At 68.3% G+C, this 24,791-nt stretch carries 22 protein-coding genes and 2 tRNA genes; 2 read left to right on the forward strand and 22 right to left on the reverse strand.

The features are described from left to right. Positions 1–1,063 (reverse strand): HAMP domain-containing protein (locus E8A49_RS06925; RefSeq protein WP_293378107.1); only part of this gene is annotated, 1,063 nt, incomplete at its 3' end. 299 nt (positions 1,064–1,362) lie between these two features. On the opposite strand from E8A49_RS06925, the gene E8A49_RS06930 reads away from it, so the two are divergent. Next, a complete protein-coding gene (locus E8A49_RS06930; RefSeq protein WP_293378110.1) occupies positions 1,363–1,908 on the forward strand; it encodes a DUF4142 domain-containing protein in 546 nt (181 codons plus the stop codon). 13 nt (positions 1,909–1,921) lie between these two features. Here the strand turns inward: E8A49_RS06930 and E8A49_RS06935 are convergent, their stop codons facing one another. The 10 genes from E8A49_RS06935 to E8A49_RS06980 form a co-directional block, all read right to left on the reverse strand. Beyond that, entirely contained in the window at positions 1,922–3,373 is a 1,452-nt protein-coding gene (locus E8A49_RS06935) for a glutamate synthase subunit beta (RefSeq protein ID WP_293378113.1), read from the reverse strand. Positions 3,374–3,399: 26 nt separating this feature from the next. Continuing rightward, a complete protein-coding gene (gene gltB, locus E8A49_RS06940; RefSeq protein ID WP_293378116.1) occupies positions 3,400–8,082 on the reverse strand; it encodes a glutamate synthase large subunit in 4,683 nt (1,560 codons plus the stop codon). 167 nt (positions 8,083–8,249) lie between these two features. Next, positions 8,250–9,779: a hypothetical protein gene (locus E8A49_RS06945; RefSeq protein ID WP_293378118.1), complete on the reverse strand. Its 1,530-nt coding sequence runs from the start codon at positions 9,777–9,779 to the stop codon at positions 8,250–8,252. A gap of 3 nt (positions 9,780–9,782) precedes the next feature. Further along, positions 9,783–11,222, reverse strand: a complete 1,440-nt coding sequence (locus E8A49_RS06950; RefSeq protein ID WP_293378121.1) for an MBOAT family protein — start codon at positions 11,220–11,222, stop codon at positions 9,783–9,785. A 32-nt stretch (positions 11,223–11,254) separates the two neighbouring features. Continuing rightward, positions 11,255–11,965, reverse strand: coding sequence for a hypothetical protein (locus tag E8A49_RS06955; protein ID WP_293378123.1), 711 nt, complete (start codon positions 11,963–11,965; stop codon positions 11,255–11,257). A gap of 169 nt (positions 11,966–12,134) precedes the next feature. Next, positions 12,135–12,211, reverse strand: a tRNA-His gene (locus tag E8A49_RS06960). 53 nt (positions 12,212–12,264) lie between these two features. Further along, a complete protein-coding gene (locus tag E8A49_RS06965; RefSeq protein ID WP_293378126.1) occupies positions 12,265–13,113 on the reverse strand; it encodes a LytTR family DNA-binding domain-containing protein in 849 nt (282 codons plus the stop codon). A gap of 113 nt (positions 13,114–13,226) precedes the next feature. Then, complete coding sequence (locus tag E8A49_RS06970; RefSeq protein WP_293378129.1) at positions 13,227–13,952, reverse strand: energy transducer TonB; 726 nt, start codon at positions 13,950–13,952, stop codon at positions 13,227–13,229. 11 nt (positions 13,953–13,963) lie between these two features. Further along, a complete protein-coding gene (locus tag E8A49_RS06975) occupies positions 13,964–14,401 on the reverse strand; it encodes a biopolymer transporter ExbD (RefSeq protein ID WP_293378132.1) in 438 nt (145 codons plus the stop codon). Positions 14,402–14,406: 5 nt separating this feature from the next. Beyond that, a complete protein-coding gene (locus tag E8A49_RS06980) occupies positions 14,407–15,306 on the reverse strand; it encodes a MotA/TolQ/ExbB proton channel family protein (RefSeq protein WP_293378135.1) in 900 nt (299 codons plus the stop codon). A gap of 982 nt (positions 15,307–16,288) precedes the next feature. Between E8A49_RS06980 and E8A49_RS06985 the strand changes: the two genes are divergently transcribed. After that, positions 16,289–16,678 carry a DUF2442 domain-containing protein gene (locus E8A49_RS06985; protein WP_293378138.1) on the forward strand — a complete coding sequence of 130 codons (390 nt, stop codon included), beginning with the start codon at positions 16,289–16,291 and terminating at the stop codon, positions 16,676–16,678. A gap of 583 nt (positions 16,679–17,261) precedes the next feature. Here the strand turns inward: E8A49_RS06985 and E8A49_RS06990 are convergent. From E8A49_RS06990 to murA, 11 genes are all read right to left on the reverse strand, one after another. After that, positions 17,262–17,337: transfer RNA gene (locus E8A49_RS06990), tRNA-Phe, on the reverse strand. A gap of 66 nt (positions 17,338–17,403) precedes the next feature. Continuing rightward, positions 17,404–17,574 (reverse strand): DNA gyrase inhibitor YacG, encoded by a 171-nt coding sequence (yacG, locus tag E8A49_RS06995; RefSeq protein WP_293378141.1) that lies wholly within the window; start codon positions 17,572–17,574, stop codon positions 17,404–17,406. Then, positions 17,571–18,611, reverse strand: coding sequence for a ribonuclease E/G (locus tag E8A49_RS07000; RefSeq protein WP_293378144.1), 1,041 nt, complete (start codon positions 18,609–18,611; stop codon positions 17,571–17,573). Before E8A49_RS07000 ends, yacG begins: the two co-directional genes overlap by 4 nt. Next, a complete protein-coding gene (locus E8A49_RS07005) occupies positions 18,608–19,195 on the reverse strand; it encodes a Maf family nucleotide pyrophosphatase (protein WP_293378147.1) in 588 nt (195 codons plus the stop codon). Before E8A49_RS07005 ends, E8A49_RS07000 begins: the two co-directional genes overlap by 4 nt. A gap of 14 nt (positions 19,196–19,209) precedes the next feature. Further along, positions 19,210–19,428: a translation initiation factor IF-1 gene (gene infA, locus E8A49_RS07010; protein WP_111458197.1), complete on the reverse strand. Its 219-nt coding sequence runs from the start codon at positions 19,426–19,428 to the stop codon at positions 19,210–19,212. 115 nt (positions 19,429–19,543) lie between these two features. Next, entirely contained in the window at positions 19,544–20,029 is a 486-nt protein-coding gene (locus E8A49_RS07015) for a low molecular weight phosphatase family protein (protein WP_293378150.1), read from the reverse strand. Between the two features lie 6 nt (positions 20,030–20,035). After that, the gene (locus tag E8A49_RS07020; protein ID WP_293378153.1) at positions 20,036–20,515 is read right to left on the reverse strand and encodes a UPF0262 family protein; all 480 of its coding nucleotides are present in this window, start codon (positions 20,513–20,515) and stop codon (positions 20,036–20,038) included. 75 nt (positions 20,516–20,590) lie between these two features. Continuing rightward, on the reverse strand, positions 20,591–21,616 hold the full coding sequence (locus tag E8A49_RS07025; RefSeq protein WP_293378156.1) for a fatty acid desaturase: 1,026 nt from the start codon (positions 21,614–21,616) through the stop codon (positions 20,591–20,593). Beyond that, positions 21,613–22,896, reverse strand: a complete 1,284-nt coding sequence (gene hisD / locus E8A49_RS07030) for a histidinol dehydrogenase (RefSeq protein WP_293378159.1) — start codon at positions 22,894–22,896, stop codon at positions 21,613–21,615. The genes E8A49_RS07025 and hisD overlap by 4 nt, the downstream gene beginning before the upstream one ends. Positions 22,897–22,946: 50 nt before the next feature. After that, positions 22,947–23,372 (reverse strand): DUF2948 family protein, encoded by a 426-nt coding sequence (locus E8A49_RS07035; protein WP_293378162.1) that lies wholly within the window; start codon positions 23,370–23,372, stop codon positions 22,947–22,949. 4 nt (positions 23,373–23,376) lie between these two features. After that, positions 23,377–24,669 carry a UDP-N-acetylglucosamine 1-carboxyvinyltransferase gene (murA, locus tag E8A49_RS07040; RefSeq protein WP_293378165.1) on the reverse strand — a complete coding sequence of 431 codons (1,293 nt, stop codon included), beginning with the start codon at positions 24,667–24,669 and terminating at the stop codon, positions 23,377–23,379. Between the last annotated feature and the right edge of the window lie 122 nt (positions 24,670–24,791).

The raw sequence follows: 24,791 nt of genomic DNA on the forward strand, positions 1-24,791 counted from the left end.
CTTCCGAGGCGAAGGCGTTCAGCTGGTCCACCATGATGTTGATGGTGTTCTTCAGCTCCAGGATTTCGCCGCGCACCTCCACGGTGATCTTCTTGGAGAGGTCGCCGCGGGCCACGGCGGTGGTCACGTCGGCGATGTTCCGCACCTGGCCGGTGAGGTTGTTGGCCATCAGGTTCACGTTGTCGGTCAGGTCCTTCCAGGCGCCGGTCACGCCCTTCACCTGGGCCTGGCCGCCGAGCTTGCCCTCGGTGCCCACCTCACGCGCCACGCGCGTCACTTCCGAGGCGAAGGCGTTCAGCTGGTCCACCATGGTGTTGATGGTGTCCTTCAGCTCCAGCACCTCGCCCTTCACGTCCACGGTGATCTTGCGCGAGAGGTCGCCGTTGGCCACGGCGGTGGTCACCTCGGCGATGTTCCGCACCTGGCCAGTGAGGTTGTTGGCCATCAGGTTCACGTTGTCGGTGAGGTCCTTCCAGGCGCCGGTCACGCCCTTCACCTGGGCCTGGCCGCCCAGCTTGCCCTCGGTGCCGACCTCACGCGCCACGCGGGTCACTTCCGAGGAGAAGGAGCCGAGCTGGCCCACCATGGTGTTCACCACCTTGCCGATCCGCAGGAACTCCCCGCGCAGCGGCCGCTCCTCGTTCTCCAGGTCCATGGTCTGCGCCAGGTCGCCCTTGGCCACGGCGCCGATCACCCGGGCCATTTCGGCGGTGGGGTGCACCATGTCGGCGATGAGGGTGTTGACCGCGTCGACGCTGGCGGCCCAGGAGCCCTGGGCGGACGGCAGGCGGGCGCGTTGGTTGATCTTGCCCTGGCGGCCCACGGTCTCGCCGAGCCGCTCGAATTCCTTGGTCATGCGGTCGTTCAGCTCGACCACGTCGTTGAAGGCCTCAGCGATCTCCCCGGCCATGCCGCGCCCGCGCGGGAGACGCACCGAGAAGTCGCCCCGCCGGAACGCCCGGAGCGCCGCCAGCAGTTCAGCGGCCTCGACATGGCCGTCATCGGCCTTGGCGGCGCGGCTGCGCACAGCGGTCTTCTTGGCGACGGTGGCGGATGCGGTCATGGGTTCCCCCGGGAGCGAGCGTTGGCCTGGCGCCGGGGCTATGCGAGCCGCCGACCTCAACGCTCCCTCTGCGTCAGGCCAGGAACCAGGCACACACCCCGCCGTTCCGTCGAACGGATAAAACCGGCGTGGAGTTCCCTTAGCGGGAAGATTTCGGGGGGATTGCCCTGAGGCTTCCGAAAGATAGCGCAATTCGTCTGGCACGGCAGCCCCCTTCTAAGGGGCGCGGGGCTGACGGAACCGCGGTCGCTTGCGGGTGTTGAGCGGCATTATCCGGTCTTTGCTCGAAAGATGTCCCTATGCGCCCGATCTGGATTTCCGCCGCCGCCCTGGCCGCCGCCCTTGGTTTTGCCTGTGCCGCTTACGCTGGGCCCGGCTATGACGACCACGCCGTCGAGGCCAACGCCATCGCCTCGATGACCGCCGCGGACTATCTCGCCGCCGCCGGCCGCGACGACGTCTACGAGATTCGCGCCGCCCAGCTGGCCCAGACCCACGCCAACTCACCGGAGGTGCGCTCGGCTGCGAGCCGCCTGCTTGCCGGACAGAAGACTGAAGAGGCCGCGATGAAGCGGGACCTGGAGCTGGCCGGGATGGGCGACATCCCGCCGCCGCCGCTGGACGACCGGCGCATCGTCATGCTGGGCGAACTGCAGGCCGCGTCCGGCCCCGACTTCGACCGCATCTTCATCGAGCAGCAGCGCTCGGCCGGTGAAGAGGCTCTGGCGCTGCACCGGGGCTACGCCCGCCACGGCCAGGATGGCGTGCTGAAGAGCGCGGCCCATCACGCCGAGCTGATGGCCGCCAAGCGCCTGTCGCTGCTGGACGACCTGCCGGGCGCCTGAGCGCGCCCAGGCCTCAGCGCGGCAGCTTCGACATCCCCATCAGGGCCTCGTCGACGGCGCGCGCGCACTGGCGGCCCTCGCGGATCGCCCAGACCACCAAGGACTGGCCGCGCCGCATGTCGCCACAGGCGAAGATGTTGCGGACCGAGGTCTGGTAGCCGGTGGTGTCGGCCGCCACGTTGCTGCGCGCGTCCAGCTCGACGCCGGCGTTCTCCAACAGGCCGGAGTGACGCGGGCCGGTGAAGCCCATGGCCAGGAGGACGAGGTCGGCCTTCAGAGTGAATTCCGAGGCCTCGACCTCACGCATCTGCAGGCGGCCGTCGTCGCCGACCACCCACTCCAGGCGCACGCACTCCAGCGCGACAATACGGCCGTCCTCGCCGATGGCGCGCTTGGTGGCCACGGCGAAGTCGCGCTCGCAGCCTTCCTCCTGGCTGGAGGAGGTGCGCAGCTTCAGCGGCCAGTCGGGCCAGGTCAGCGCCTTGTTCTCCCGCTCCGGCGGCAAGGGCATGATCTCCAGCTGGGTCACCGAAGCCGCGCCCTGGCGGTTGGAGGTGCCGATGCAGTCGCTTCCGGTGTCGCCGCCGCCAATCACCACCACATGCTTACCCGCCGCCGAGAGGGTCCCGTGCGGCGCGGCCACGGCCTCGCTGTCGCCGGCGTTGCGCCGGTTCTGCTGGGTCAGGAACTCCATGGCGTAGTGGACGCCGCTGTGCTCACGGCCCGGGATCTCCAGGTCGCGGCCGGCCTCAGCGCCGCCGGCCATCACCAGCACGTCGTAGTCGTCCAGCAGGCGCTGCACCGAGACGGTGACGCCGACCTCGAAGTTGGTCCGGAAGATCACGCCCTCGGCTTCCATCTGCCGGATGCGCCGGTCGATGAGGAACTTCTCCATCTTGAAGTCGGGGATGCCGTAGCGCAGCAGGCCGCCGATCCGGTCGGACTTCTCGAACACCGTCGGCGCGTGGCCGGCGCGGGCGAGCTGCTGAGCGCAGGCCAGGCCGGCGGGGCCGGAGCCCACGATGGCGATCCGCTTGCCCGTGCCGCGCGGCGACATCTGCGGGACGATCCAGCCTTCCTCCCAGCCGCGGTCGACGATCTGGCATTCGATCGTCTTGATGGTCACCGGCGTGTCCGGGATGTTCAGCGTGCAGGACGCTTCGCAGGGCGCGGGGCAGACGCGGCCGGTGAACTCCGGGAAGTTGTTGGTCGACTGCAGGTTATCCAGCGCCGCCTTCCACTGGTCGCGGTAGACCAGGTTATTGAAGTCGGGGATCTGATTGTTGACCGGGCAGCCCTGGTGGCAGAACGGGATGCCGCAATCCATGCAGCGTGACGCCTGCCGCGAGACCTCGGTCAGCGGCAACGGCTGGACGAATTCCTTCCAGGTTTTCAGGCGCTCAGCGACCTTGTCGTAGCTGCGGTCGAGGCGCTCGATCTCGAGGAAGCCGGTGGGCTTGCCCATCGGTGGGGACTCCGGAACTTGAAGGGCTATTCCGCGGCGACGGCGGCGGCCGTCTCGCGGGCGGAGGCAAGCTCCTGGAGGGCGCGCCGGTAGTCGGCCGGCATCACCTTGACGAAGGAACCCAGGGCGCGGTCCCAGTTGGCCAGGATCTCGGCGGCGCGGGCGCTGCCGGTGTGCTCGCGGTGGCGCTCGATCAGGATGCGCAGGCGCTCGGCGTCGAAGCGCAGCATGTCGCCCATGCCGTTATCCTCGACCGAGGGGGCTTTGGGCTGCGGCCGGCGCGGCTCGTCGGCGCTGTTGGCGGCGACCGGCGCGGCGGGCGCGATCTTCTCCAACTCGACCATGGCCGGGTTGCACAGGGTCTCAAAGCGTCCGGCCGGGTCGTAGACATAGGCCACGCCGCCGCTCATCCCCGCTGCGAAGTTGCGGCCGGTGTCGCCCAGGACCACGACGACGCCGCCGGTCATGTACTCGCAGCCGTGGTCGCCCAGGCCCTCGACCACCGCCACGGCGCCGGAGTTGCGCACCGCGAAGCGTTCGCCGGCCACGCCCTCGAAGTAGGCCTCGCCGGCAATGGCGCCGTAGAGGACGGTATTGCCCACGATGATGTTGCGGGTGGGCTCGCGCCGGGCTTCCGGCGGTTGGCGCACCACCACCCGGCCGCCGGACAGGCCCTTGCCGACGTAGTCGTTGGCGTCGCCGATCAGCTCCAGCGACACCCCGCGCGCGGCGAAGGCGCCAAAGCTCTGCCCGGCGTTGCCCTTGAAGGTGAGCGAGATCGTCCCGTCGGGCAGGCCAGCGTGGCCATAGCGCCGGGCCACCTCACCCGAGAGCATGGCGCCCACCGTGCGGTTGACGTTGCGCACCGTATGCTCGGCCCGGACGGCCCTGCCCTCTTCCAGCGCCGCCTTGGCCTGCTCGATCAGGGTGTTGTCGAGCGCCTTGCCGAGTCCGTGGTCCTGGCGGTCCTGATTCCAGAGGCCCTTGGCGGCCTCGGCGGGGACGGCGTGCAGGATGCGGCTGATGTCGACGCCCTGCGCCTTCCAGTGTTCCAGGGCCGGGTTGAGATCCAGGCGGTCGACGCGGCCGATCATCTCGTTGACCGTGGCGAAGCCCATCTGCGCCATGATCTCGCGCAGCTCCTCGGCCACGAAGAAGAAGTAGTTGATCACGTGCTCGGGCTGGCCGGTGAAGCGCGCGCGCAGCACCGGATCCTGCGTCGCCACGCCCACCGGGCAGGTGTTGAGGTGGCACTTGCGCATCATGATGCAACCCGCCGCGATCAGCGGCGCGGTGGCGAAGCCGAATTCGTCGGCGCCGAGCAGCGCGCCGATGGCCACGTCGCGGCCGGTGCGCAGGCCGCCGTCGACCTGCACGGCGATGCGGGTGCGAAGGCCATTGAGCAGCAGGGTCTGCTGGGTCTCGGCCAGGCCGATCTCCCAGGGCGAGCCCGCGTGGGTCAGCGAGGTGAGCGGCGAGGCGCCGGTGCCGCCCTCGAAGCCGGAGATTGTCACATGGTCGGCGCGCGCCTTGGCGACGCCGGCGGCGACGGTGCCCACGCCAACCTCGGAGACCAGTTTCACCGAAATCCTGGCGCGTTGGTTGACGTTCTTAAGGTCGTGGATGAGCTGCGCCAGGTCTTCGATCGAATAGATGTCGTGGTGCGGCGGCGGGCTGATCAGGCCGACGCCCGGGGTCGAGTGGCGGACCTTGGCGATGTTCTTGTCGACCTTGTGCCCGGGCAGCTGGCCGCCCTCGCCGGGCTTGGCGCCCTGGGCCATCTTGATCTGGATGTCGTCGGCGTTGACCAGGTACTCGGCAGTCACCCCGAAGCGGCCCGAGGCCACCTGCTTGATGGCCGAGCGCATGGAATCGCCGTTCGGCAGGGTCACGAACCGGTCGCTCTCCTCGCCGCCCTCGCCGGTGTTTGACCGCGCGCCGATGCGGTTCATGGCGATGGCGAGCGTGGTGTGCGCCTCGCGGCTGATCGAGCCGAAGCTCATGGCGCCGGTGGCGAAGCGCTTGACGATCTCGCTGGCCGGCTCAACCGCCTCAATGGGAATCGGGCCGCCCTCAGCGGGCTTCAGCCGCATCAGGCCGCGCAGGGTGAGCAGGCGCTCCGACTGCTCGTTGATGCTGCGCGCAAAGGTCCGGTAGGCGTCCGGCAGGTTGCCGCGCACGGCGTGCTGCAGATTGCCGATGGTCTCCGGCGTCCAGGCGTGCGCCTCGCCGCGCAGGCGCCAGGCGTACTGGCCGCCCACGTCGAGCATGGTCTGGTAGATCGGGTTGTCGCCATAGGCGTCGCGGTGGCGGCGCACCGCCTCGCCGGCGATCTCCGCCATGCCCACGCCCTCGATGGTCGAGGCGGTGCCGGTGAAGTATTTTTCGATCACGGCCGACGACAGGCCGACCGCGTCGAAGATCTGCGCCCCACAATAGGACTGGTAGGTGGAGATCCCCATCTTGGACATCACCTTCAGCACGCCCTTGCCGATGGCCTTGATGTAGTTCTTGCGGACCTCATAGGCCGATTGGGTCAACCCGTTCTGGGTGCGCAGCGCCTCCAGGGTCTGGAAGGCCAGGTAGGGGTTCACCGCCTCCGCGCCATAACCGGCCAGCACGCAGAAATGGTGCACCTCGCGCGCCTCGCCGGTCTCGATGACGAGGCCGGTCTGCATGCGCAGGCCCTGGCGGATCAGGTGGTGGTGCACGGCCGCTGTGGCCAGCGCCGCGGGGATCGGCGCCCGGTCCGGCCCAACCGCGCGGTCGGACAGGATCAGGATGTTCATGTCCGCCAGCACCGCATCGGTGGCCTCGCGGCACAGGCGCTCCAGCGCCGGCTCCAGGCCGTTGGCGCCCTCGCCCGCCGGCCAGGTGGTGTCGAGGGTGGCGGTGCGGAAGGCGCCGTCCAGGAGCTCGTTGATCGCGCGGATCTTGGCCAGGTCCTCGTCGGTGAGGATCGGCTGGGCGACCTCCAGACGCTTGTGGGTGCCCGCCTGGCGGCCCAGCAGGTTCGGCCGCGGCCCGATCATCGAGACCAGGCTCATCACCAACTCCTCGCGGATCGGGTCGATCGGCGGGTTGGTGACCTGGGCGAAGTTCTGCTTGAAGTACTCGTAGAGCAGCTTCGGCCGGCGCGAGAGCACGGCGATGGGCGTGTCCGACCCCATGGAGCCGATCGGATCCTCGCCGGACCTGGCCATGGGCTCGAGGAAGAACTGCAGGTCTTCCTGGGTGTAGCCAAAGGCCTGCTGGCGATCGAGCAGGGTGGCCGGATCGTTGGAAAGCGCCGGCGCCTGCGGCTCGGCGGCGAGCCCCAGCTCCTCGAGCTTGAACTGGGTGTCGGCCAGCCACTCCTCGTAGGGCGCGGCCTCGGACAGGGAGCGCTTGATCTCCTCGTCCTCGATGATGCGGCCTTCTTCCATGTCGATGAGCAGCATCTTGCCGGGCTGCAGACGCCACTTGCGCACGATCCGCTCTTCCGGGACGTCGAGCACCCCGACCTCGGAGGCCATGATCACATGGTCCTGGTCGGTGATGATGAAGCGGGCGGGGCGCAGGCCGTTGCGGTCGAGGGTCGCGCCGATCTGGCGGCCATCGGTGAAGGCCACGGCGGCGGGGCCGTCCCAGGGCTCCATCAGGGCGGCGTGGTACTCGTAGAAAGCGCGCCGCTTGGCGTCCATCAGCGGGTTGCCGGCCCAGGCCTCGGGCATCAGCATCATCACCGCCTGGGCCAGCGGATAGCCGCCGGCCACCAGCAGCTCCAGGGCGTTGTCCAGCGAGGCGGTGTCCGACTGCCCGTGCGGGATCAGCGGCCACATCTTGTTGAGGTCGGGCCCGAGGACGTCGCTTTCCAGCGTCCGCCGGCGCGCGTTCATCCAGTTCACGTTGCCGCGCACCGTGTTGATCTCGCCGTTGTGGGCGATGAACCGGTAGGGGTGCGCCAGGCGCCAGGACGGGAAGGTGTTGGTCGAGAACCGCTGGTGGACCAGGGCCAGCGCCGACTCCGTCAGGGGATCGGCGAGGTCCTTGTAGAAGGTCCCCACCTGGTTCGCGAGCAGCAGGCCCTTGTAGACCACCGTGCGCGTCGACATCGACGGGATGTAGAGCTGCGCGACGCCCGGCAGGTTGTGCTTGCGGGCCAGCTCGGTCAGCGGGTTCTGGGTCTGCTTGCGGACCGCCAGGAGCTTGCGCTCGTGGGCGTCCTGGTCCTTGACGTTCGGTCCACGGCCGATGATCGCCTGACGGATCACCGGCATCTGCGCCAGCACCGCCTCGCCGAGGCCCGTCGTATCGATCGGCACGTCGCGCCAGCCGATCAACGGCTGCTTCTCTACGGTCAGGAAGTGGCCGAGCTGGGCCATGGCGACAGTGCGCGCCGCCTCGTCCTGCGGCAGGAAGCACATGGCCACGGCGTATTCGCCGGCCGGCGGCAGGTGCAGCTCTTCCTTGCCCGCCCAGTCGCGCAGGAGGGCGTCGGGGATCTGGATGAGGCAGCCGGCGCCGTCGCCGACCAAGGGGTCAGCGCCCACGGCCCCGCGGTGGTCGAGATTGACCAGGATCTGCAGGCCCGCGTCGACCACTTCGTGCGATTTGCGGCCTTTGATGTTGGCCACGAAGCCCACGCCGCACGAGTCATGCTCGTTCGCCGGATCGTACAGTCCCTGCTTACCGGGGAACCCCATCTCGTCCTCTTCCAACCCAGCCACGGACCGCAGCCGTCTACGCACGCCAAAACGCGGCCGAACCTCGCAATCGTGAGAGGCTGGCCGTGATCGGGGGCATTTACCCGGCAAGATCGGCCCTTGTCGATGGGCGGAAAGCTGGGGCTGGGGAAGAATTTTCTAATGCCCGCTTGCGGGCGCCTGTCCGCCGGTCAGGGCGCGACGACCGCCTGGCGAGCAGCGCAGGCGATCCAGCCGGGGCCGGAACGGCGGTAGACACCGATGGTATAAAGGCCGCGCGGCAGGCCGTCGGCGGCGAAGGTCGCGGCAAAACCGCTGGCCTCAGCGGACGGAAGCCGGAAGTGCGCCGCGACGTCTGGCCGCGGGCGGTCCATGGCCAGGTCGCCGGCGAAGGCGCCGCCCGCGCCCTTGAGTACGACCAGGCCAAGGGGCGAGGTGACGCGCGGCGCCAGCTCCGTCATCCAGCCGGAGGCGGTGAAGTCCGCGACGCCGCCCGCGACCTTGCCGAAGGCGGCGGTCTCGACGTTGCAGACACCGGTCGCCTTAGCCCCGGCGATAATCGCCGCCGTCGGCGCATCGACAACCCGCAGGGCCGGCGCCGTCGCGGGGCCCTGCAACAAGGCGTCCGGCAGGCCGGGCTCAGTCACCTCCAGCACGACCGCCTGCGGCCGGAAGCGCGCCATGAGGTCCGGCCGCCAGAAGCCGTCCTGCACATGGGCCAGGACGATCCGGCTGAAGTGCGGCAGCAGGAGCGGCAGCATCTCGTTGGAGAAGGAATCCCGGAGCAGCAGCAGGATCGGCTTCCCGGCCACGCCGGTGTCGATCACCTGCGGCGCCGTCCAGTCGGTGCGTGGGCCGAGGTAGCTGATCGGCTTGCCCGCCACGGCGGCCGCATAGTCGAAGTGCGGGGCGTCCAGGCTGACCAGGCTGGAAACGCCCAGCATGGCGGCCAGGTCACGCGGGCCGCGGGCGCCGGATGGCTGCATGGGGATGGCGGAAAGCGGGCGCGGCCCGTCCGTCAGGCCGAGCGCATGTAGGCGGTCCATCAGCGCCGCATAGCCGGCGTAGGCGCCGTAGCCGGTCCAGTGGGTGTCGTGGCGGCTGAACACTGGCTGGCCGGCATCGGCGGCCGCCTTCACCGGCGCGTAGAGGTAGAGGAGATCGCCCGCGCCACCCGCCTGCGCAATCCGCGCCAGGGCCGCGGCAGGGCGATCCGGATTGGGGCCGCGGTACCAAGCCGGGCCATGCTGCGGATAGACCGTTTCCTTCGACGGCGGGACGACCACGAGATAGGCCGCACCCTGTTGGGCGGCGTACGCGCGGCGCGCGGCGAACGTCGCCAGCCACGCCCGCGCCTCGGCGGCGCTCAACGGCGGATCGCCCCTCGCCTCGCCCAGATGGCTGCCGTTGTCGAAGAACAGCCAGCCGTCGCGTCCGACGATCACCCGGCCAGAGCCGCTGACTCCCGCCGCCATACGGGCGCGGTTGAGCGCGGCGATCAGATAGGGCCGAGCAGGGAAATGATCGGCGACATAGGCGTCGGCGGCCTTGCGCAAGGCGGCCAGGTCTTCGGGCCGGCGTGGCCAGGCCGGCGCTGGAGCCAGCGGCCGGTTTTCCCGGAGCTCCGGCGGGCGGGCCACGAGGGGGGCCAACCAGGCCGCCGCCATCAGGACCAGGATGGTCCCGACCAGAAGGCGCCAATGGAGACGGGAGGCCAGCACCGCTCAGAACCGGAAATAGAGGAAGGGATTGAGGCTCGATCCGGCCAGGACGGCGACGGAGAGCGCGAGACCCGCCGCCAGGAGCGGGACCGGCAGGGCGTGGACGCTGCGGGTCTCCAGCCGGCCCGGCAGGTCGGGGCGCGGCGGCTCGGCGCGCGGCGCCTTGAGCCGACTCATCAAGGCCGGCAACAGGGGCGCGGCCAACAGGGTCCCGGCGGCCAGGGCGGCGAGCGTCTGGGCGTTCAGCAGGATCGCCAGGGCGGGATCGGCGGCGACCGGGGCCGGCCGGGTCATCGCACCCAGGTATCGCACCGCCTGGGGCAGGTCGTCGGCGCGGAAGATCACCCAGCCGATGGCCACCGCCAGCACCGCGTAGAGATGGCGCAGCGGCCTCGGCGCACGGTCCAGCAGCCGGCCGAGCCCGACCCGCTCCAGCATCAGGAACGCGCCGTGGTAGAGGCCCCAGATCACGAATTTCCAGGCCGCGCCGTGCCACAGGCCGGTCAGGAGGAAGACGATCAGCAGGTTGAGCACGGTGCGGGCGCGGCCGCGCCGGTTGCCGCCCAGCGGGATGTAGACGTAGTCGCGGAACCAGGACGACAGGCTCATGTGCCAGCGCCGCCAGAACTCGGTGATCGACTGGGCCCAATAGGGGTAGTCGAAGTTGTTCGGGAAGGTGAAGCCGAGCAGGAAGGCCAGGCCGATGGCCATGTTCGAATAGCCGCAGAAGTCGAAATAGATCTGCAGCGTGTAGGCCCAGGCGCCGAGCCACGCCGTGGCGGCGTCCAGATGCGCCGGGCTGAGGCCGAAGGCGTGATCGGCGAGCGGCGCCAGCGTGTTGGCGATCAGCGCCTTCTGGCAGAGACCCACGATGAAGTACTGCACGCCCAGGCCGATATGGCCCGTCCGCCGGCGGTCGGCGTGCATCTCGTCGCGGATGTCGGCGTAGCGGACGATAGGCCCGGCGATCAGGTGCGGGAACATCAGGATGTAGGCGGCGAAGCGGATTAGGCCGCGCTCCGCCCTCACCGCGCCGCGGTGCACGTCGACGGCGTAGCTGACCAGCTGGAAGGTGAAGAAGGAGATGCCCAGCGGCAGGTGTCGCGGCGCCTCCGGCAGGGGCGTGTGCGGCAGCAGCTGGTTCAGGTTGTGCGCCAGGAAGGCCGAATATTTAAAGAAGCCCAGGACCGCGAAGTCCGTGACCGCAAGGGCCGCGAGGATGGCCAGCCGGCCTCGCTGCTCGGCGGTGGCGTCCAACCACCGCACGCCGGCGTAGTTGAGGCCGATGAGCCCCAGCAGCAGGACGAGGTAGCCGCCCTCGCCCCAGGCGTAGAAGGCCGCGCTGCCCGCCAGCAGCACGCCGGCCCGCCAGCCCGACAGGTAGTAGCCGAGCAGGAACAGCGGCAGGAAGTCGAAGATGAAGATGACCGAGCTGAAGACCACGCGGCTCTAGGGTCCCAGCCCGTCCTGGGTGATCAGGACTTGGCGGCAGGCGGCGGCGCGGTCTTGGCGGCGGGCGCGGCGGCTTTGGGCGCGGTGGTCGGATCGGGGTTCTCGCCGATGGCGATCTGGCGGATCACGAAGATGCCGCCCGGCTTGTCCTCGAGATCCAGCCGGATCTGGTCGATGCTCGACTGCATCCAGTCCGGCGCGCCGTTCGCCTGATGGGCCATGTCGTAGACCAGGGTCGTGGTCTCGCCCACCTTAGGGTTAGCGCCGGAAAGCGGCTTTCCGAAGTAGGCGGTCGCCTCATGATGGGCTGGGGTCGAGTAGTAGAGCGCCCCGTCCCAGACGGCCCCCTGCGCGACGCGGGTCAGCCGTACTAGCACCAGATTGTACTGGCCGCCCGGGATGCTGAGCCCCTTGGGTGAGCGCAGGGTCGGGTCGGCGATCGTCACCGCCGCGCCCTGTCCCGGCGCCGGCAGGATGGTGCTGCCCACCGTGGTGAAGCCATCCGTGGACCCGTCGAAGGTCCAGAGCTTGGTGGTCTTCACCGGCTTGCCATTTAGCTCAAAGCCGCCGGAGGTCGCGTTCCAGCGGGCGGGGCCCGCCCGTTCCACACCAATGGGCGTCGGGGCGGCCGCGACGTTGTTGGCCCCCGGCCGATGGCAGGACGCCAGCAGCGTGGCTGTGAGGACGAGCGCAAGCCCAAGTCCGGTCCGACGTCCGGTCCAAGCTGGGCGCATCACCTGTCGGTCTCCATGGCCACGGCCGCCCTGGCGGCCGGAATCGCCCAAAGATGTAGCACGCCGCCGGCTCCCGACCACGCCGTGCGGCGAAAATCGGCGTGAACGGCGCGGTGCGGACAACAACCGGCGGTCTCGGCCTTAGGTATAGGAATTGGGAAGAGTGCGATGGTACCGCCTCCCCGGCTTGAACGGGGGACCTCTAGATCCACAATCTAGCGCTCTAACCAACTGAGCTAAGGCGGCGCATCGCGAGGGGCGGTTCTAGTCGGGCGCCGTCCCGCGATCAAGTCACAGCCTCAGTCGGCGAGCAGCGGACGGCGATAGCGCCGGCTGCCGGCCAGTTCCCCGCCGCCGCGCAGGCGCACCACGAAGTCGCCGGTGGACTTGGATTCCACCGCCGCGACGGCCTCACGCCGCACCAGGCGCGAGCGATGGATGCGCACGAAGCCAGCGCCGCGCAACCTGCGCTCCATGTCGCTCAGCGATGCGCGGTGCAGCAGGCCCGAACCGCTGCGGTGCAGCTCCACATAGTTGCCGGCCGCCTCGACCCAGACGACCTCGGCCAGGGGCACGAAATGGCGCCGCGCCCCGTCACGCACCTCCAGCACGTCCGCCGTCCCGCTCGCCGGCGAGGCGGCCGGTCGTTTCATCACCTCCCGCACAAGCACATAGGCGCCGGCGATCGCCACATAGACGAAGACGTCCTTGCGCGCCTCGTAGGGCCAGTCGCCCAGCGGCGAGAGTGGATCGTAGTGGTCGCCGGCCAAACGATAAGCCGCCCAGCGCAAAACGCCGGCGCCGAGCACGTGGATCAGGGAGACGCCCGTTGCGGCCAGGATATGGATGAGCGCCTTGCGCACCCAGGGGCCCCGCGTCGGCCAGGCGCGCCGGGTGATGGCCTGGATCGCGGGGACCATGACCAGGAAGATCAGGCCGCTGCTGGTTTCCGAGACCATCGGCCGCCAGAAGGCGATCCGGCCGCCGCCCCGGTGGTGCTCATAGATGATGTTCAGGACGTTGCAGTAGAGAAAGACCGCCATGAAGGCGGCGGTGATGACGAAGAACTGGGCATCCAGGCGGCGATTGGGCGGAACAACGTCGGAGGTCGCGGGCTCCAGATCACCCTCCTCGCCTGACTTCGTCACCTGGGATTCCATGGCCGGAGAATGGTTCGCCCGCCGCTTCCTGTGAAGGCGCAAGAAAAGGCCCCGGAAGCTTTCGCCGCCGGGGCCTCGTCTTTCGTCGCAGAGAGTCCAGATCAGCCTTTCGGCACCACGAAGCTGATCGGGATGTTGATCTGCCCACCGTCCACCGGCGCCCCGTCCTTGGTCTGGGGACGCATCTTGAACAGCTTGCTGATCTTGACCGCGGCGCTGCCGAAGTCCTGATCCGCGGGCTCTTCCGACTGCACCTGGCAGTTATCCAGGGTGCCGCGGGCGTTGACCGTGCAGTGGAGCAGGACCTTGCCCCCCACGTTCATCCGCAGCGCGCGGTCGGGATAGTACTTCGCGAAGTCCTCTCCGGAGGGCTTGTGCACCCAGTCCGGTTGCGTGATCACCGACGGACGCGGCGGCTCAGGCGGCGGCGGGGCCGGCGGCTTCGGCTCCTCGATCCGCTTCTCCACCGGGGGAACCGGCAGTGGCGGGATCGTGGGGACGTCGGGCACGGCGACCGGCGGCCTGGGCTGCAGCTTGGGCGGCGGCGGCGGAGGCGTGTTCGGCGGAGGCGGAGGCGGAGGCGGAGGCGGCGGCGGAGGCGGCACGGGCTTGATCATGGCCACGTCCGTCACATCGTCCGAGTACTCCTTGAAGTTCGGCTCGAACTTGCTCTTCCAGAGATAGAGGGCAAGCAGGGCGTGAACCAGGATCGCCACCAAAACCGCGATCCACAGACCCTTGCGGGTTTTCGGACGCGGATCGTCAAACGGATTGTGGCTACCCCGCAGCGGGGCGGTGTCGATGCCTTGCGGTGAAGTGTCAGCCATTCGTCACCGCCTCACTTGTTATTGTCTTCGCCGACCAGGGCCACGCTGTAGAAGCCGTTGTCCTGCAGCATGTTCATGACGCCCATGAAGTCGCCGTACGTCACATCCTTGTCGCCTCGGATGAAGATCCGCTCGTGGGTCGTGTCTCGGTGCGTACCCAGTTGCTTACGCAGATCGTCACCCAGGGTGGCGAGGTCAGTCGGGAAGTCTTGAACGAAGATCCGGCCGTTGGACTGGATCGAGATATAGATCGGCTTGGGGGGGTTGGTCCCCGGTTTGGCAACCGCCGGAGGAAGCTCCACCTTCACCGTGACGGCCGCCAGAGGGGCCGCCACCATGAAGATGATCAGCAGGACCAGCATGACGTCCACGAAAGGCGTGACGTTGATGCTGCTGTTCGCTTCTTCTTCGTACTTGCCGCCCCCAGAGCCTGAAAGCTTGGCTCCCATCTGGCTTAGGCTCCTTTGTCGAGCTGCCGGGAGATCGCGTTCATCAGCTCAGCCACAAAGCCTTCCGTACGGGCGCCGTAGGCGGAGATCCGCGTCTGGAAGTAGTTGTAGAAGATAACCGACGGAATGGCGGCGAACAGGCCCAGACCCGTGGCCAGCAGAGCCTCGGCGATGCCGGGCGCCACAACCGCAAGGTTGGTGGTGTTGGTGTTCGCGATCCCGATGAACGAGTCCATGATCCCGTACACGGTGCCGAACAGGCCGATGAACGGACCGTTGGAACCGACCGAGGCCAAGAACTGCATGCCGCTGGAGAGGCGGCGGGTCAGCGAGGCCTGGACGGCCGACACCGCGTGTTCGGCGCGGTTGAGGGTCGTTTCGCGGTGTTCGCCGGCGACGTGCAGACCAGCCTGACGGCTGAGTTCCACCTCTTGGGCGGCCGCGGCGGCCATGTCGGCCAGCGGGTTGCCGTCGAACTCTTCAGAGACCGCGATGCGGCCCATGTCGTTGATCGACTTCGCGCCGCGGAAAGCTTCGAGGAAGTTGTCCGAGGTGCGGTTGAGGGAGCGGAATTCCACCAGCTTCATGATCAGCATGGCCCAGGAGAACACCGAGGCCAGGAAGAGACCGGTCATCACGACCTTCACGACGGGCTTGGCGTCCATGAACATGGTGCCGATGCCCATCTTACCCGCGTGCTTCATTTGCGGGGGCAGGCTGGCGTCCGCCGAAGAGGCGTCGCCAGCCGGAGCGGCGGCGGGCGCGGCGGCCGCGTCCGCAGGAGCTGCGGCGGCGGGCGCCGCAGCAGCGGGGGCGGCGTTCTGGGCGAACGCCGGAGCGCTCGCCAACAGCGCAACAGCGCCGATGAGAGCGATGAAAGGGGTCTTCAGTTTGTTGTCGAACATCTGTCGCCAGTTCCTGGTTGGTCTAGCACGATTGGCCGGAGGGTCGTCGCGCGAGAGCGTCTCCACCCTAGTTGAAACAATCCCGACACCGTGGACCGATTTCTCGGTCCGTGACGTCGGGCCGCTGTCGCTGCGCCGCGACCCGCAACGCGTGCTCCCAACACGAATGAAGGGGCAACGTTTCGAAGGCGCGAGGCGATCTCTTCTGCCCCGGGGGGCGTCTGAGGTCTTACCGCTATCTTAGACTTGCGGCTCGGGTCCTTTGGCAACCCCTTAATGAGGCGTCAAGGGGGCACACGATAACGGGGTCTTGCGAAAGTTCGATGGCGCCCTAGGACGTACTGCGGTGCACAAATCTTCATCGAAGAGGCGGCCGCCGCTTTTCTACCCTTACGGGAAATTAATGTTGCACTGCGGCATGTATTTCACGCCTGTAATCTGCACAGATTGCAAGCGAATTGGGCGGGAAGGCGGCTGAGGAACAGTCGCCAGCGGTTTCATCCGCCGGGCGACGGACCGCCCGCCTCTGCCGCCGGTGAGGCCGGAGACGCCAGCTGAACCCTGTTCAGGAAGGATGGTGCCTGGGGGCGGATTCGAACCACCGACACGCGGATTTTCAATCGCCAGCTTCCACTTGCGAAATCAAGGCTTGCTCGCCGGATCAATGGAAAACCGCGCCCGACATCACCGACGGGTCACTTCTGATTGGAAAACGCACCTCCACCGCAGTAGCGACGGGTGAATTGGGCATCTCGGATCGGCACGAGCATCGCTGGCTCTGGTTCACCCCGGAAACGGCTGATTGCGTTCGGCTGGATCCCCATGCCTATCCGTCAACGACCTTTGGCCGACACACTATTCCCTTACCCGAATGGGTTTGCCGAGCACCGAACGGCGGCCTTCACGTTCGCGGAGGGCTTGGACGGATCGACATCGACGTCTCCCAACCTAGCCGACTGCTGCAAGACTTGGGATGAGATCCATGGCTGAGTTCAAACTGGTTGATGAGACGGCCTTCAAGGCTGCGGGCGTCCGTGGCCGGTTCGCTCACGCGACGCCTCGCGCAGTAAAAGCCCGATTTGATCGCCGCTCAGAGCGGGTCGTGGTGGGGCTGGATACGGGAATCGAATTCGCTTTCGACCCTCGGCTTGCCCCAGGGCTGGCGGAAGCGGCCGCCGAGGACCTTGTTGGTGTCACGGTCGAGGGTGTCGGCAGCACCCTGCACTTCCCGCGAATGGATGCGGATTTCACAGTGTCGCGTCTGCTCGAAGGCTTTCTCGGCCCTATGGATTGGACCCGGCGTGAAGCCCGCGCCCTCGCCTCCCGCGAGAACGGAAAGCGCGGCGGTCGCCCAAAGCGAAGCGCGGGCTAGCGTCGGAGGTGACGATCCTCCAGTCCGACGACTAGGCCGGTCGAATGTCTGCGATGCGCCAGATGCGGAAGTTGGGTTCGCGCCGGAGTTCGGACCTTCGGCGGCAGATTGCGCGTCATGCGAAGTCGGCGAGAAGTAGCAGGGGAGCGGACGAACGAGCCTGCGGTTCGAGGCGGGCATGAATGCCCGGGAACCCGCCATTTCAGAAGCGACCGAAGAAAATCCTCCATACAGGCGCGTAACATCACTAGCGCTGCCCGTTGAGACATCAGTCTCCTGCACCGACCGCCGCCCTTGGCGAGGCGGACCATCCGCTTGTCTCGTAAAGCGCATCCGCTGATCCACAGCGGAACCGATTCTTTCGCAATTTCCAGATGTTGGCGATTCTGCGAGCGTCCCCCCTGCCCCTTACCGAACGCCGACTCTAGGTAGATTTACGCCCCGGCCGTTTTCCATTCCGGAAATCGGAACATCTCATTGAAATTTCGAGACATTTATTCGATTCACTAGACTCAAAGGCTAGCACAAAAGCCCCCCTCGCGGCCCCCAAAATTCTCGTAACTATTTGATTTTCTGCGGGGAATGGTGCCTGGGGGCGGATTCGAACCACCGACACGCGGATTTTCAATCCGCTGCTCTACCAACTGAGCTACCCAGGCGAAGCCGCTATCGCGGGGAGCCGCGTCTATAGAAGAGGCGCCTGCGGAAGTCCAGCGAGGGCCTTATCAGTCCTCATCGGACGGTTCGGCCGGCTCGTCGGGCTCTTCTGCGGCCGGCGCCACATAGCCGCCGCTAAGCCATCGATGCAGGTCCAGGTCGCCGCAGCGCGGCGAACAGAACGGCCGGTGTTGCGGCGCAGCAGGCCGCCCGCAGACCGGGCATTTCGCCGCACTCACCGCGTTGTCCTCACGTCCCAGCGCTCCCGCGGTCGTCCGGCTTCGGCGGCGATGGTGAAACGGGCGCCGATCCGTTCGGCGAGCAGGGCGCCCAGCGGTGTGGCGGCCTCGGCCACAGACGGGGCGCAGGTTGCGGTCAAGCGCGCGCCGGGCTGTGCGGCGGCCTCCGCCTCCAGCCGGCGGATGAGGCGCTGGGCGAGCGTGCGGTCGGACAAGGCGCCGTCCTCCAGCAGGAGCCGCTCGGCGAGCGGCTGGACGCGTCTGGGCAGCGACAGCTCCATGGTCCCGAAGCGGCCGACCGGCCCGATCGCCACACCAGGATTGTCCGGCGCGAAGGCGGCGCGGGCGGCGGCCATCAGGGCGTTCCCGTCATGGCCACGCCCGACGAGATCGAAGACGACGATGCCGCCCAGCCCCTTGAGCCGTAGCAAGCGCGCCGCGGTGGCCAGGGCCGCGAGGTTGGCTTGGCGGGTCACGCGCTTGGCGTCGCCGCCCTTGCGGTCCGAAAGGTCGACGTCCACCGCCGTCAGGGCGCGCGTGGGTTCGATGGCGATCAGGCCGCCGCCCGGAAGGGGATGCAGGATCTCCAGGGCTTCGGCCTCAGCCTCGTCGGCGACCTGGCGCGCCGGCCCGCCCTGCGTCAGCGCCGCGCCATGCGAGAGCGCCGCGAGGTCGGCGAGCAGGTCAGGCGCGGACAACAGACGCGGTTCGCCCTCGGCCGGCCCCAGAACTCGGGCCACCGCCAGCTTTCCCCGCCGCGGCTCACCCCGGATCTCGATCTCAAGCGCCTGGCCGCGGACCGGGCGAGCGTCGGGCTTGAAGGGCAGGATCGCCTCCGCTCCGCCGCCCAGCTCCAGGAAGGCCGTAGAGAGCGCCGGCTCCAGGCTGGCGACCCGCGCCACCAAGCGCGCGCCCAGCAGAAGCCGCGGCTCGTCGTCATGGCGGCGGATCAGCAGCCGCTCGGGCCGCCCGTCGAGGGTCACGACGCCGCGCGTCTCCCCAATCCCGCGGTCCAGCCAGGCGCGCCGTTCGTTCATGGCCGACGATATCCCAGGCCGGTCAGCAGACTCGCCGCTTCATAAAGCGGCAGGCCGACGACGCCGGAATAGGAGCCCTGCAAGGCCGTTACGAAGGCGCCGGCGCGGCCCTGGATCGCATAGCCTCCCGCCTTGCCCTCGCCCTCCCCGGCCGCGAGATAGGCGGCGATGTCGGCATCGGTGAGCCGTTTGAAATGGACGCGGCTCTCGACTAACCGTCTCGCCCGCCGCCCGCCCGGCGCGATCGCGCAGAGGCCGGTCAGCACCCGGTGCGCGCGGCCGGACAGCAGCCGCAGGCAAGCTTCCACCTCGCAGGCCGCCTCGGCTTTGGGCAACACGCGACGGCCTAAGGCCACCACCGTGTCGGCGGCGAGCACATGGACGTCGGCGTGGCGCGCGTGGACGCTCGCAGCCTTATCGGCGGCTAGACGCCCGGCGAGCTGGCGTGGCGTCTCATCTTTCAAGGGAGATTCGTCGACCTCGGCGGCGTCGACCAGATCCGGCTCAAGGCCGATCTGGCGCAGGAGGTCGAGCCGCCTCGGGCTTGCGGAGGCCAGCACCAGGCGCTGCGGCGATTGCGGCACTTAGCCGGACGCGTCTAGCGGACGCGGAACGTGATGCGGCCCTTGGTGAGGTCGTAGGGCGTCATCTCCACAAGCACCTTATCGCCGGCCGACACCCGGATGCGGTTCTTGCGCATCTTACCGGCCGTGTGGGCGATGATCTCGTGGTCGTTCTCAAGCTTCACGCGGAACGTCGCGTTGGGCAGGACTTCGCTCACCGTGCCCGGGAATTCCAATAATTCTTCTTTCGCCATGCAGGCTCCAAACCGAGGATAAAATGACGGCCCGCGCCTTAAACCAGGTCGCGAGCCGTATCTAGCGGCTGGAACTATAGCGCACGGTTCGGGGAGAGGTCGATGGGCGAGGCGTTCAGGCCGCGCCAAAGCGTGTGGCGATGCGCCGGGCCAGGGTGTCGCGAACCTCGCGATAGGCCTCCAGGCGCGCCTCGCGCGATCCGTCCGCCAACGTTGGATCGTGGGTTGGCCAGTACTCGATCTCCGCTGCCCGCCCGCGCGCCAACTCGACCGCGCGGTGTTGGGCCTCCGGCGTCAGCGAGATCACGAGGTCGAACGAGGAGTCCTCCAGCTCGGTGAAGGTCTTGGGGCGATGGCGCCCGACATCGCAGCCGATTTCGGCCAGCACCGCCTGGGCAAAAGGATCGACGCCCGCCTCCACGTCCTCGTCTCGGACATCGTCGTGGACCAGGGCCGGCCGCCTGAGGCCGCAGCTGTCCACATAGATCCGGGTGCCGACTAGGCGCTTCAGCAGCGCCTCGGCCATGGGCGAACGCACCTGGTTGAGGTTGCAGGCGAACAGCACGGCCCCGATCAGCGGCGGCGGGGCGTCTGCCGACATCGGCCCCTAGCCTCGCCAGTGCAGAGCGCAGATCAGCGTGAACAGCCGCCGCGCCGTGTCGAGATCGGTGTCGACCTTGCCCGAAAGCCGCGTCTGCAACAGCTGCGAGGCTTCGTTGTGCAGGCCGCGCCGGCCCATATCCAGGGCCTCGATCTGCGCCGGCGTGGAGTTGCGGATCGCCTGATAGTAGCTCTCGCAGATCAGGAAGTAGTCCTTGATCAGCCCGCGGAATGGCGAGAGCGACAGGATGTGCCGCCGCTCGTAGTCCGGCCCGCGCACATCGAGCACGAGGCGATTTTCCACCAGCCCCATCCTGAGATCGTAGGGGCCGCCTTCGGCGCCCTCTGGATGGAATCGATTCTCCTCCAGCAGGTCGAAGATCGCGATCTGCCGTTCCTGCTCCTGGTCGCGCGACACCGCCGCGAGCGACTCCTCGTCGAGCTCGACGCTCTGCAAGCGGTGGATCTGGCGGTCGTCGTCGGCCATGGCGTCCCGGGGGCGTGCCCCAGCTTTATGGCATTCCGCCCCCCGCCGTCATCCCGCACCTGCGAACAGGCGCGCTCAGACCGCCTGGCGCGCTTCCCGGAAGGAGACCAGCCGCCCAGTCGCCTCGTCCCAAAGGGTCAGGCGCGCGCAACGGAAGCTCTCCCAGAAACCCAGCCGTCCCATGGCGTCGAGTTCGGGGTGGTCCCGCAGCACCTTGTCCAGCTTGTAGAAGGGGATGCGGCTCGACAGATGATGCACGTGGTGGATGCCGATGTTGCCGGTGAACCAGCGCAACGGTTGCGGCAGGTCATAGTGCGAACTGCCGGCCAAGGCCGCCTCGTCACGGTTCCATTGGCCGGTCCGCGCCCAGGCCGCGCCCTCATACTGGTGCTGCACATAGAAGAGCCAGACGCCCATGGTCGCCGCCAACACCATCGTCACGACATTGACGATCAGCACGGGCGCCACACCGAAGATCCAGACCAGGGCGCTTACGCCCACCAGCGCGGCCAGGCTGTTGCCGATCACGCTGGCCCAAGGCCGCCAGCCCTGACGCATCATGCCGATCGGCAGCCGCTGGCTGATGAGGAACACATAGATCGGGCCCAGGCCGAACATCACCAGCGGATGGCGATAGAGCCGATAGCCAAACCGGCGCAGGGGCGGGAGCGCGCGATACTCCGCGACGGTCAGGGTCTCGATCTCACCCAGGCCGCTGCGGCGGTCCAGGTTGCCTGAGGTCGCGTGATGCAGGGCGTGGGTCTGGCGCCAGTAGTGATAGGGCGTCAGGGTGAAGACGCCGGCGATCCGGCCGACCCACTCGTTGGCCTGCCGCTGGCGGAAGAATGCGCCATGGCCGCAGTCGTGCTGGATCATGAAGAGGCGAATCAGGAAGCCGGACGCCGGAATCGTCAGCAACAACGCCGCCCACCAGAGCCCATGCGCATGCAGCGCCCAGGCGACAACCCAAATCGCCAGCAATGGGGCGACGGTGACCACGATCTCGAAGATGCTGCGGCCGGTCACCGGCTCGCGATAGGGCGCGAGGATCTTGAACCAGGCGCTCGCCGCGGTTTTGGGGGCGTCCGGCTCGGCGCTCATCCCTGCCCCATCCGAATCGCCGCCGAACGGGCGTGCGCCGGCAGCCCCTCCGCTTCCGCCAAGGCCACCGTCGCCGGCGCCAGGCGCGCAAACGCCGCTTCGTCGCATCTTACGATCGAGGTCCTTTTGAGGAAGTCATAGAGCGAGAGCCCTGACGAGAACCGCGCCGCCCGACTGGTGGGCAACACGTGGTTGGAGCCCGCTACATAGTCCCCAATAGCTTCCGGCGCATGACGGCCCAGGAAGATCGCGCCAGCATGCCGCACCCGGTCGGCCAGCCGCTCGGGGTCGTCCACCGCGAATTCAACGTGTTCCGGCGCGATCCGATCCACCAGGCGCGGCGCGTCGTGCAACGGCGCGATGATCACCGCGCCATGGTCGCGCCAGGAGGCGGCGGCGTCCTTTCCGGTCGAAAGCGTGGTCAGCTGATCGGCGACGGCGGCCTCGACCCGGCTGGCGAACACCTCGTCGTCGGTGATCAGGATGGATTGGGCCGCCGGGTCGTGCTCGGCTTGGGACAGGAGGTCGGCGGCGATCCAGTCGGGGCGATTCGCGCCGTCCGCGACGACCACGATCTCCGAGGGCCCCGCGAGCGCATCGATGCCGACCGCGCCATAGACCCGCCGCTTGGCGGCGGTCACGAAGGCGTTGCCGGGCCCCACGATCTTGTCCACAGGCCGGATCGGCCCCGCGCCATAGGCCAGGGCCGCCACGGCCTGAGCCCCTCCAACCCGCCAAATCTCTTGCACGCCCGCCGCCTTCGCCGCGGCCAGCACCGCCGGCTGCAACCGGCCCGGCGGGGTGACCATGGCGATGCGTTCGACGCCGGCCACCGCGGCGGGCACCGCGTTCATCAGCACGGTCGAAGGATAGGCGGCCCGCCCGCCCGGCACATAGATTCCGACGGCCTCCAGCGGCGTCCAGCGCCAGCCCAACTCCACGCCGGCCTCGTCGGTGAAGCGCAGATCCGCCGGCCGCTGGCGGGCGTGATAGCTGCGGATGCGTTCGGCGGCGAAGGCTATGGCCTCGCGGACCGGTTCGGGGCACGCCCGGGCGCCCGCCTCGATCTCCGCCTCGCTGACCCGCAGCGAGTTTTCGTCCAGGTCCAGGCCGTCAAAATCCCTCGCGAAGCGCAGCAAGGCGGCGAGCCCGTCCGCCCGCACCGCGGCGATCACATCGCGGACGACGGCGTCGACATCTTCCGGCGTTTCGCGGCGTTCATCGACGAAGGCGGAAAATGCGGTCTCGAAATCGGGATCGGTAAGGCGGAAGCGGCGCATGCGCGGCTTCTTTAGCCGCGCGGGCCCGCGAGCGCCATGGCCCCGCGCGGCTAGTCCTGATGCGCTGGCGTGCGCGGCGTGGGCCAGCGCTGGGACACATCCGCCAGCACGGCGTCTACGCATTCCACCACAGCCCGCAGGTCGCCGCCGCCCGCGCAGCTGATGGTGATCGTGCCGCCCGGCGCCTCACCCGGTTCGAACGTCACCGCCAGGACGTCCAGCACCGCGTCTCGCGCGCCTTTGCGGATCTTGCGGGTCTGCACCTGCAGGACGCCGCCGAACTGCACGCCCGAACGCACCCGCTCATGGCCGCCCGCCTCCCAGCAGAAGCGGTTGAAGGCCACCGTCAGCAGCCGCGCCTTTGGCTCGTAGGAGATGTCGCCCACCTTGGCGACGGCGTCCTGCATGGCCGCTGAGATGATCGCTAGATCGTCGGCGTCCTGGGCCAGCAGACGGAGCGGCGCGGTCTTGGCCATCGGCTCAATCCTCGCCGCCCTCGCCGTCGCCCTTGATGCGGCGGATATTGGCGCCGCAGGCGCCGAGCTTTTCCTCGAGGCGTTCGAAGCCCCGATCCAGATGATAGACGCGGTTGACCATGGTCTCGCCATGGGCCGCGAGGCCCGCGATCACCAGGCTCACTGAGGCCCGCAGATCCGTGGCCATCACCTGGGCGCCTTCCAGCGAGGCCACGCCACGCACCCGGGCCTCGCCGCCCTGCACGCTGATATCGGCGCCCAGCCGCGACAGTTCCGGCGCGTGCATGAAGCGGTTCTCGAAGATGTTCTCCTTGATGACGCTTTCGCCGTCGGCCAGCGTCATCAGCGCCATGAACTGGGCCTGGAGGTCGGTGGCGAAGCCGGGATAGACGCCCGTCTCTACTTCGACGGCCTTCAACAGCGCGCCGTTGCGCCGGACCGTCAGGCCATCGTTGTGCGGCGTCACCTCCACGCCGGCCTCGACCATCTTGTCGATTAGCGCCTGGATGAAGTCGCTGCGGGTGCGGGTCAGCCGCACTTCCCCGCCGGCCATGGCCGCGGCCACCGCATAGGTGCCGGTCTCGATCCGATCGGGCATCACCGCGTAGGTCGCCCCATGCAGCCGGCCGACGCCCTGGATTCGGATGGCGGAGGTCCCTGCCCCGCTCACCTTGGCGCCCATTGCGTTCAGGCAATTGGCCAGGTCGATCATCTCCGGCTCACAGGCCGCGTTGGTGATCGTCGTCTCGCCGTCCGCCAGCACCGCCGCCAGCATGGCGTGCTCCGTGGCGCCGACCGAGACGAAGGGGAAGTCGATGTGCGCGCCGCTCAGGCCACGCGGGGCCTGGGCGTAAACATAGCCTTCATGCAGATCGATCCGCGCGCCAAGCGTCTCCAACACCTTCAGATGCAGGTCGACCGGCCGCGCGCCGATGGTGCAGCCGCCGGGCAGCGAGACCTTCGCCTGCCCCGTGCGGGCCACCAATGGCCCCAGCACGTTGAACGAGGCCCGCATCTGCCGGACTAGGTCGTAGGGGGCGATGGCGCTGACGATCTCGCGCGTACGCAACAGGGTCTCGGGGCCATCCTCCCCCTCGGATTCCACGACCTCTGTCCCCAGGCGCTGCAGCAACTTGCCCAGGAAGCGGGTGTCCGCCAGCCTCGGCATGTTGGTTAGCCTCAGGGTGTCTTCTGTCAAAAGGCTCGCAGCCATCAGCTTGATGGCGGAGTTCTTGGCGCCGCTGATCGGGATTTCCCCCTGCAGCCGCGCGCCGCCGGTAATGGCGATGCGGTCCAATCCCAATCCTTCGAAACGGCCGCGCTTTCGGGAGTCGCGGGGGCAGCCTTCAAGATTGTTATCTAGCGTGCGGCTTCCCCGCCGCAAAGGCCCTCACGTCTCTTCAGGCTGTTCCGAATCGT

The organism is Phenylobacterium sp., from assembly GCF_004799515.1.
Classification (GTDB): Bacteria; Pseudomonadota; Alphaproteobacteria; order Caulobacterales; family Caulobacteraceae; genus Phenylobacterium.

Excerpts from the sequence above, each read along its gene's own strand:
- E8A49_RS06980 (WP_293378135.1), bottom strand. The coding sequence starts at position 15,306 with ATGTTCGACAACAAACTGAAGACCCCTTTCATCGCTCTCATCGGCGCT.
- E8A49_RS07035 (WP_293378162.1), bottom strand. The coding sequence starts at position 23,372 with ATGGCCAAGACCGCGCCGCTCCGTCTGCTGGCCCAGGACGCCGACGAT.
- E8A49_RS06975 (WP_293378132.1), bottom strand. The coding sequence starts at position 14,401 with ATGGGAGCCAAGCTTTCAGGCTCTGGGGGCGGCAAGTACGAAGAAGAA.
- E8A49_RS07015 (WP_293378150.1), bottom strand. The coding sequence starts at position 20,029 with ATGTCGGCAGACGCCCCGCCGCCGCTGATCGGGGCCGTGCTGTTCGCC.
- E8A49_RS07025 (WP_293378156.1), bottom strand. The coding sequence starts at position 21,616 with ATGAGCGCCGAGCCGGACGCCCCCAAAACCGCGGCGAGCGCCTGGTTC.
- E8A49_RS07000 (WP_293378144.1), bottom strand. The coding sequence starts at position 18,611 with ATGAACGAACGGCGCGCCTGGCTGGACCGCGGGATTGGGGAGACGCGC.
- E8A49_RS06955 (WP_293378123.1), bottom strand. The coding sequence starts at position 11,965 with ATGCGCCCAGCTTGGACCGGACGTCGGACCGGACTTGGGCTTGCGCTC.
- infA (WP_111458197.1), bottom strand. The coding sequence starts at position 19,428 with ATGGCGAAAGAAGAATTATTGGAATTCCCGGGCACGGTGAGCGAAGTC.
- E8A49_RS07020 (WP_293378153.1), bottom strand. The coding sequence starts at position 20,515 with ATGGCCGACGACGACCGCCAGATCCACCGCTTGCAGAGCGTCGAGCTC.
- E8A49_RS06930 (WP_293378110.1), top strand. The coding sequence starts at position 1,363 with ATGCGCCCGATCTGGATTTCCGCCGCCGCCCTGGCCGCCGCCCTTGGT.
- hisD (WP_293378159.1), bottom strand. The coding sequence starts at position 22,896 with ATGCGCCGCTTCCGCCTTACCGATCCCGATTTCGAGACCGCATTTTCC.
- E8A49_RS06935 (WP_293378113.1), bottom strand. The coding sequence starts at position 3,373 with ATGGGCAAGCCCACCGGCTTCCTCGAGATCGAGCGCCTCGACCGCAGC.
- E8A49_RS06985 (WP_293378138.1), top strand. The coding sequence starts at position 16,289 with ATGGCTGAGTTCAAACTGGTTGATGAGACGGCCTTCAAGGCTGCGGGC.
- E8A49_RS06970 (WP_293378129.1), bottom strand. The coding sequence starts at position 13,952 with ATGGCTGACACTTCACCGCAAGGCATCGACACCGCCCCGCTGCGGGGT.